Annotated in this window: 6 protein-coding genes; 4 read left to right on the top strand and 2 right to left on the bottom strand. The window is 63.9% G+C overall.

Annotated features, from left to right (window positions below; translation table 11 throughout):
* A partial coding sequence (locus ACIQ2A_RS24685; RefSeq protein WP_398484479.1) for a hypothetical protein occupies positions 1 to 689 on the top strand: 689 nt, incomplete at its 5' end.
* A 126-nt stretch (positions 690 to 815) separates the two neighbouring features.
* Positions 816 to 2,132 carry a chloride channel protein gene (locus ACIQ2A_RS24680; RefSeq protein WP_398484476.1) on the top strand — a complete coding sequence of 439 codons (1,317 nt, stop codon included), beginning with the start codon at positions 816 to 818 and terminating at the stop codon, positions 2,130 to 2,132.
* Here ACIQ2A_RS24680 and ACIQ2A_RS24675 read toward each other — a convergent pair.
* Positions 2,129 to 3,871, bottom strand: coding sequence for an ABC transporter ATP-binding protein/permease (locus ACIQ2A_RS24675; protein WP_398484474.1), 1,743 nt, complete (start codon positions 3,869 to 3,871; stop codon positions 2,129 to 2,131). The two genes, ACIQ2A_RS24680 and ACIQ2A_RS24675, sit on opposite strands and share 4 nt — an antisense overlap.
* A gap of 278 nt (positions 3,872 to 4,149) precedes the next feature.
* On the opposite strand from ACIQ2A_RS24675, the gene ACIQ2A_RS24670 reads away from it, so the two are divergent.
* Positions 4,150 to 5,823 carry an L-lactate permease gene (locus ACIQ2A_RS24670; protein WP_398484472.1) on the top strand — a complete coding sequence of 558 codons (1,674 nt, stop codon included), beginning with the start codon at positions 4,150 to 4,152 and terminating at the stop codon, positions 5,821 to 5,823.
* Positions 5,824 to 6,189: 366 nt separating this feature from the next.
* A complete protein-coding gene (locus ACIQ2A_RS24665) occupies positions 6,190 to 6,594 on the top strand; it encodes an META domain-containing protein (protein WP_398484470.1) in 405 nt (134 codons plus the stop codon).
* A gap of 153 nt (positions 6,595 to 6,747) precedes the next feature.
* On the opposite strand, the gene ACIQ2A_RS24660 is transcribed toward ACIQ2A_RS24665, so the two are convergent.
* Positions 6,748 to 7,956 carry a hypothetical protein gene (locus ACIQ2A_RS24660; protein ID WP_398484468.1) on the bottom strand — a complete coding sequence of 403 codons (1,209 nt, stop codon included), beginning with the start codon at positions 7,954 to 7,956 and terminating at the stop codon, positions 6,748 to 6,750.
* Between the last annotated feature and the right edge of the window lie 233 nt (positions 7,957 to 8,189).

Here is an 8,189-nt window from a genome sequence, read left to right as displayed (position 1 = left end):
ACGGTTACTTCGGTATCCGCCCGACCTTCGGCGCCGCCGCCTTCGACTTCGGCTTCTGGTACTACGGTTATCCGGGCGGCCAGTGCACCGACATTGCTGCCGGTGGTTCGTTGGGGATCTGCGGCGTCGGCACCGCACCGCAGGTGTTGGCCAACGGCAACGTCATGAAGAAGGACGTTTCGTTCTACGAGGGCTATGCCAAGTTCAACTACACCTTCAACGACTACTTCACGATGGGCGTGTCGGACAACTACTCGCCGAACTTCCTGAACACCGGCGCTTGGGGCAACTACGCTGCCGTGACCGCCAAGGCCATCGCACCGACCGGCTGGTTCGGTTCGTCGGGCGTCGGCATGTATGTGTCGGGTGAATTCGGTCGTCAGTGGCTCGGCACCTCGGACTCGTTCTACTCGTTCACCGCTCCGGGCGTCGGCCCCGGCATCAAGTATGCCGACTACAATACCTGGAACGTCGGCGTCGGCTTCACCTACAAGGTCTTCACCCTCGACCTGCGTTACTCGGACACCAGCCTGAACAAGGGTGATTGCAACGCCTTCACCTCGGACTTCACCGCTTCGGGCACCACCTTCGTGACCCCGATCAATGGCGGCGCTGGTTCCAGCTGGTGCGGCGCGACCGGCATCGTCAAGCTGTCGGCTGACCTGACCGCGATGCAGAACCTGAAGTAAATCTTTCCAACCATCGGTTGGATGCGAACGGGCAGCGAGCAATCGCTGCCCGTTTTTCTTGGCGCAGATCTGCCCTCTCATTGCCGCCATTGCCGGGGAAGGTCAGACCTGCAACACCCCCGTGCAATGAAAACGCGCCGCTATCTCGCTCATTTCGGCCTGCGCTCCCGCCTCGCGCGCAAGCGCTGGACTCGCCACATGCTGTTCCTGGCGGGAGGGATTTGTGTCGGCCTCGCTGCCATCGCGATGGCCTGGCTTGCCGATCATGCGCAGCATCTGTTCCACGCATTGCTGGCACGATGGCCCTATGCCGGCCTGTTCGTGTCGCCGATCGGCTTCGGCCTCTGCATGTGGCTGGCCATCGCGGTCTTTCCCAACGCACAGGGCTCCGGCATACCGCAGGTCATCGCGGCCTTGCGGCTGCCGCAGCAGCGCCGCGGACCGCTGGTTTCGCTGCGCGTCGCCCTCGGCAAGGTCGTGGTCATGTCGCTCGGCCTGCTCGCCGGCGCCTCGACCGGGCGGGAGGGACCGACCGTTCAGGTCGGCGGCGCCATCATGGCAGCGCTGGGGCGCTTCGCGCCCTATCGCCAGCCGGGCTTCCTGCTCGCGGGATCTGCAGCCGGTGTCGCGGCGGCGTTCAACACACCGCTCGCTGGCATTGTTTTCGCCATCGAGGAGCTCAGCCGTTCCTTCGAGATGCGCAGCCTGAGTCTTGTCATCGGCGCCATCGTTGCCGCCGGCCTGACCTCATTCGCGCTGCTTGGCGAGTATCACTATTTCGGCTCGCCGTCCGCCGTGTTGCCGCTCGGTGCGGCATGGGTCGTGGTGCCGGTCTGTGCGATCCTTTGCGGTGTGCTCGGCGGCGTCTTCAGTCGCATTCTGATCCGCTTCGCGCTGGGACTTCCCGGCCGCTTCGGCCGCGCCATCAAGACGCATCCGGTCATCTTCGCAGCCGCCTGCGGTCTCGGCGTCGCGCTATGCGGTCTGGCCAGCGGCATCCATGTCTACGGCACCGGTTATGAGCAAGCGCGCGCCATCATCGATGACGGCCCGGCTGCCGTGGCCCATGGTTTTGGTGCCTGGAAATATGCGGCCACGATGCTGTCGGCGATCTCCGGCATACCCGGCGGCATCTTCGCGCCATCGCTGGCGATTGGCGCAGGTATCGCGTCGGATCTGGCGCCTCTGCTTCCACCGGTGCCGCTCGATGCGCTCGTTCTGATCGGCATGGTCTCGTATCTGACCGGCGTGGTGCGCGCGCCGATCACCGCTTTCGTCATCACCTCGGAAATGACCAACAACCACGCCATGGTCATTCCCTTGATGGCTGCAGCGCTGATCGCCAACGGGGCATCGCAGCTTGTGCTCAGCGAGGGCCTCTATCATGCCCTCGCCAGGATTACGCTGGCGCGCTTTGCCGTCGATGAACCAAAGCCGTCCTAGTTGGTCGCTGCGCTCGTCGCCTCGGTCAGCGCGAAGCTCTCGCCGGTCTTTTCCAGCGTCACGTTGCGCTGATGGAATGCGTGCAGCGTGCCGCGATGGCCGATGGAGATCACCGTCGTATCCGGCAGCCGCGCTTCGATCAGCTGATACAGCGCCGCCTCCGATGGCTCGTCGAGCGAGGCGGTCGCTTCATCCAGGAACAGATAGTCCGGCCGGTGCAGCAATGCGCGGGCGACACCGAGGCGTTGCTGCTCGCCGAGCGACAGCATCCGGTTCCAGTGCGCGTCCTCATCGAGCCGCCCGGCCAGCGCCGGCAGCCCGACAGCCGTGATCGCCTCGGTCATCGCTGCAGCATCGAACGCGTCATGCTGGCCGGGATAGGCGATCGCGTCTTGCAATGTTCCGACCGGGAAATACGGCCGCTGCGGCAGCATCATCAGCGACGCATCGGCGGGCAGGGCGACCTCGCCTTTGCCGAACGGCCAGATCCCCGCAATGGCGCGGAACAGCGTCGACTTGCCCGCACCCGACGGCCCCGTCAGCAGCGTGCGCTCACCCTTGCGGAAGCTGAAGCCTGCCGTCTGCAGCAAGGGCGCGCCGTTCGGCAGCGCCACGGTGAGATCGGACAGCGCAATGGCGCCATCGGCGCTCGCCGCCGTGTGGATGATGTCAGGCTTGGTCACGAGCGCCTGGCCATTGGCGATCGCCTGCTCGAACCCGTCGAGACGCGCCACCACCGACTGCCACTCCGCCAGCGTGCGATAGGCGGTGACGAAAAACGACATCGCCTCCTGCACGCTGCTGAAGGCCGACGACGTCTGCGTCACGCTGCCGAGCTGCACCTTGCCGGCAAAGTAAGCCGGTCCGATCATGATATAGGGAAACAGCACCGCAGCCTGATTGTAGCTGCCGGTGAAAGCCGTGAGCTTCTTGGTGCGGTTCATCAGGTCGAGATAGTTGCGCACCACCAGCCCGAAGCGCGCCGACAGCCGTTGATGCTCCGCAGGCTCGCCCTTCAGCAGCGCGATCTGCTCGCCATTCTCGCGCGTGCGCACGAGGTTGAAGCGGAAGTCTGCCTCGAAGCGCTGCTGGCGAAAATTCAGCCCGACCAGCGGCCAGCCGATCAGATGCGTCAGCAAAGTGCCGACGATCGCATAGATCAGCGCGGCCCAGATCAGGTAGCCGGGAATGTTGAGATCGATGCCGAACAGATGCAGCGGCGCTGCTGCCGACAGACCCCACAGGATCACCATGAAGGATCCGATGGTCACCACCGAACTCAGCAGGCCGACGCCGAGCGCCAGCGTCTGATCCACGAACAGCTGCGCATCTTCCTCGATGCGCTGGTCGGGATTGTCCGCAGTCTCGCCCTGCAGCTGCATGCGATAGTGGTTGGCATTGGCGAGCCAGCCGGTGAGATAGTGTTCGGTCAGCCAGCGCCGCCAGCGGATGCGCAGCCACTGGTTCAGATAGAGCTGATACACCTGCACGACGACGGACATCGTCGCCAGCACGGCGAAGTAACCGAGCAGGTAGGTGAATGATGAGAGATCGCGCTCCTGCAGCGCGTTGAAGAAATCGCTGTTCCAGCGGTTCACCAGCACGGTGATGGCGACATAGCCGAGCTCCAGCGCAATCACCGCCGCCAGCAGGCCGCGCCCCGCCCATTTGTCCTCGGAATTGAAATAGGGCAGCGCGATCCGCCAGACGGCTTTGAGGGTGGAGCGGATATTGTTCACAGCTGATCTCCGGGAGAGGGGCGCTAAGCCCTTGAGGCGAGAGAAGTTTGAAGCGTTTAGACGAAAGTCGCTGACAAGATGACGCGCGACGCCTTGTCGCGAAACTGTGATTCACCCTAGCATGCGGTAAATGGGGGTGGAGGCTGCCGGCTGTCGCCCGATGCTGTCGGCTTTGGCCGATCACAGCCACCCCCGCAAGTGAACAATCAGCAAGTTGCCGATCCCTGCGGGGGCGGTCGCACCACACGCTGCTAACAAGAACAACAGGGGAAACGGCCATGTGGAATCAGGTCTACAATCCATTCAACAATGCGACGCTGTCGACGCTGGTCGCCGCCATTCCCGTGGTCATCCTGCTGGTGCTGATCGCCACCAACAAGGTGAAGGCGCATATCGCCGCCGTCATCGCCTTGGTGCTGGCCAATCTCGTCGCGATCTATGCCTTCACGATGCCCGCCAATATGTCGATCCGCGCCTCGGCGCTCGGCATCGTCACCGGCTTCTTCCCGATCGGCTGGATCGTCCTCAACGTCATCTTCATGTATCGGCTCACCGTCGATAGCGGCCGCTTCGAGATCCTGCAGCGCGCCATCGGCGGCGTCACCAATGACCGCCGCCTGCAGATCCTGCTCATCGCCTTCTCGTTTGGCGCCTTCTTCGAAGGCGCGTCGGGCTTCGGCACACCCGTTGCCGTTACCGGCGCCGTGTTGATCGGCCTCGGCTTCTCGCCGCTCGCCGCCTCCGGCCTGTCGCTGATCGCGAACACTGCGCCCGTGGCTTACGGCGCATTGGGCACACCGATCCAGGGCCTCGCCACGGTCACCGGTTTCGATCCGTTCATCCTCGGCGCCATGGTCGGCCGTCAGTTGCCGGTGTTCTCGATGATCGTGCCGTTCTGGGTGGTGTGGGCCTTTGCAGGCTGGAAGGGCATGAAGGAAGTCTGGCCGGCGATCCTGATTACTGCGCTGTCCTTCGCGATCCCGCAATTCGTGATCTCGAACTACATCAATCCCTGGATCGTCGATATCGGCGCCTCGCTGATCTCCATGGCCGCACTGATCCTGTTCCTGAAGGTCTGGCAACCGAAGACGATCTGGACCTCGGCGAAACTGCGCCAGCGCGACGACAGCGCTGCCACCGCGCCGCCGGCAAAGCCGTTCGACACCACGCCGCTCACCTCGGCGCAGGTCTGGAGCGCGCTGACGCCATGGATCATCCTCTGCGTCATCCTGCTGATCTGGGGCACCAACTGGTTCAAGGGGATCGTCAATCCGATCTTCACCTGGAATTATCCGGTGCCCGAGCTGCACAACATGATCAACAAGGTGCCGCCGGTGGCGGCGAAGCCGACGCCGGAAGGGGCCGTGTTCGCCTTCACCTATGTGTCCTTCACCGGCACCGGCATGCTGCTCGCCGCCATCATTTCCGGCTTCGTGATGGGCTTCTCGCCGATCAAGATGATCAAGGAATATGGCAGCACCATCAAGCTTTGCGCCTATTCGCTGATCACCATCTCGGCGATGCTGGCCATCGGCACGCTGACGCGCCTGTCCGGCGTCGATGCCACGCTCGGTCTCGCTTTCGCGGCCACCGGCGTGCTGTATCCGTTCTTCGGCACTTTGCTCGGCTGGCTCGGCGTCGCGCTGACCGGTTCGGACACCGCATCGAACGTGCTGTTCGGCAACCTGCAGAAGATCACGTCGGAGCAGCTCGGTCTCAACCCGATCCTGATGAGCGCCGCAAACTCGTCCGGCGGCGTGATGGGCAAGATGATCGACGCGCAGTCCATCGTGGTGGCGTCCACCGCGACCAACTGGTTCGGCCACGAAGGCTCGATCCTGCGCTTCGTGTTCTGGCACTCCATCGTGCTGGCCTGCATGGTCGGCGGCTTCGTGATGCTGCAGGCCTATGTCTATCCGTTCACCGAAATGGTGATCGCCGCGCCGAAGTGAGGCTCTTAACCTCTCCCCGTTCTTTACGGGGAGAGGTCGCCGCGTCTTCGCGGCGGGTGAGGGGCATGGCACGCGCGTGCCTCATGCGCGCGCCATCGAATCTCTCCGATAAACTCTCAGAGCTTCCGACGTTCGTCGATCCGAGAGCTGTGTGCTCGGCACTTGCCGCGTGCCATGCCCCTCACCCGATCCGGCTTCGCTGCGCTTCGCCAGATCGACCTCTCCCCGCAAAAGAGCGGGGAGAGGTTAAGACCGCCGCGATTTTCTTCACCCCGCCACATTGTGTCCCGACCTTTCTGGTCAAGTCCCGCCGCCTCGCCTAGAACGCGCGAGGGCCGCTGACATCCATCCACGCCGGGACCTGACATGATTTCCAATACGACATCTTTGCGCGCCGCCATGGCTGGTGCAGCACTCCTCATTTCGCTGCCGGCGCACGCCGCCGATGATTTTCCGTTCGGGATGGAAATGACGCTGGATGCGCAGCGCATGCCGGGTAACAAGCGCATCCCCAATCTCGAGATCGGCGATGCCGGCGAGGCGATGGTGGAGCTGTGGTGCAAGGGCGGCAAGGGGCAGTTCTCGATCGCCGGCAACACCGTGGTGTTCGTGCCGGGCGTGATGGCGAGCCGCAGCTGCACCGACGCGCAGGTGGCGCTGGACGATCAGCTGCTGGCGGATCTCGGCGCGGCCACCAACTGGCAGCGCCGCGGAGATACGGTGACGTTCATCGGGCCGAAGTCGCTGCGGTTTCGGTTGAATACGAATTGAGAGGCATTCACATTCTGTCGTCGCCCGGCTTGACCGGGCGATCCAGTAAACACCGTCATCCGTGATCGAACAGATCCGTCGCCGTGTACTGGATCACCCGCTCCAAGCGCGCAATTGCGCGCCAGGGCGGGTGATGACAACGGAGAGCGAGTCTCACTTCCACCCCGTCTTCTCCGCATCCCAACGCTGAGCCTTGAATTCCGCCGCCACGGCCGCCACCGCGCCATTGTCGTCGCGCGGATCGCTTTCTTCATCCGTGGCCGGCGTTTCCGCCAGTGCCAGCTTGGCGCCCGAGGCTTCATCCACCGTCGTCACCGACGGTGTCGAGATCCACAGAATGAGCTTGTCCGTCGTGCCGGGCTTGTCCGGCGACACCACGGCGCTGACCTCCACATTCTCCGTCAGCTCCAGCGCCGGCATCACCTGGCTCGGCCGCTTGAAGGTCAGCTTCAGCTTGCCGGTCTCGTCATCCCACGCGGTCGTGGAGACCTTCGCCGACATCGTCTTGGCGAGCACGGCAGACAGTGCATTCGCGACCTTGCTGCGATCGATCTTGTCGCCGCTCTTCCAGTCCGTCGCCGCAAAGCGCACGGTGCGCTCCATGTCGATGGCGCCTGCCGTCCAGCCGACAGTGACGACGCCGGGATAGGCCTTTGCCTTGGCCACGAAGTCTGCCGCGCGTTCCGGATCGACCGCGAGATTGATCACCTGTTCGCCGGCGCGCAGCGCGTCGCAGCTCACCGACAGGCTCGACAGGGAGACCTCGACATTCTGCCCGCGCAGCGAGCGCACGAAATCGAGCGCGGCTTCCAGCTTGATCTTCACCGCGATGGATTCCGGCGAGACTTCGCTGAAATCTTTTGGCGCGGCGGCGATGCTCTCGTCGCTGCCCTGGTTCTCCTGGAATTCCTTCTCGCTCTGGTCGGCATTGTCCGCCGAAGTCAGGCTGGTGGTGGTCTGGCCGACGATCACCTGGCCCTTGAATTCGAATGTGTCGCCGGTGGGCCGGCGATTGATCTTCACGGTCACCGGCAGCTTGTCGATCTGCGTCTGCGTCGCGCCCGACAGCGTCGTGCCGCTCACGGTGAGATTGGCAACGAAGCGATCCTTGCGGTCGCTGCCCTTCTCGGCGGGGTAGCAGACATCCAGCGTTGCCGCGGTCACCGTCTTGCCCTGCCGCGTTTCCTTCAGGATCACGTCGGCATTGCCATCCATGAGGCCGTCGATGGAGGTGAAGTAGCGAATCTCGGGGCCGGCTGCCTGCGCTTTCGGCGCGGCCTTCGTTTGCGCCGTGGCGACATTGATGGTGGCAACGGAGGCCGTTGCTGCGAGGCCGAGCAGGCCGAGGGAAAGCGCGCGCATGGAAATGCCTTTGGACGTGTCTGGAAACAGTGACGCGGAAGAATGATTCCGATCACCGGAGAATAGGCGCGGATTGAATCAGAACTATGCCAAAGGGGGAAGAGCCAGGATCGATGCTCTGTCTTCACCTCTCCCCGCCGGGGAGAGGTCGCCGCGCCTTCGCGGCGGGTGAGGGGGCTTCCACAAGCGGCGTCACCTGTGGCGGGGGGGGGGGGGCGGCGCGGCCGGGCCGC

Origin of the sequence: Tardiphaga sp. (genome assembly GCF_044336785.1) — a bacterium.
In the GTDB taxonomy this organism is placed as follows: Bacteria; Pseudomonadota; Alphaproteobacteria; order Rhizobiales; family Xanthobacteraceae; genus Tardiphaga.
This window is presented reverse-complemented; position numbering and strand designations above follow the sequence as displayed.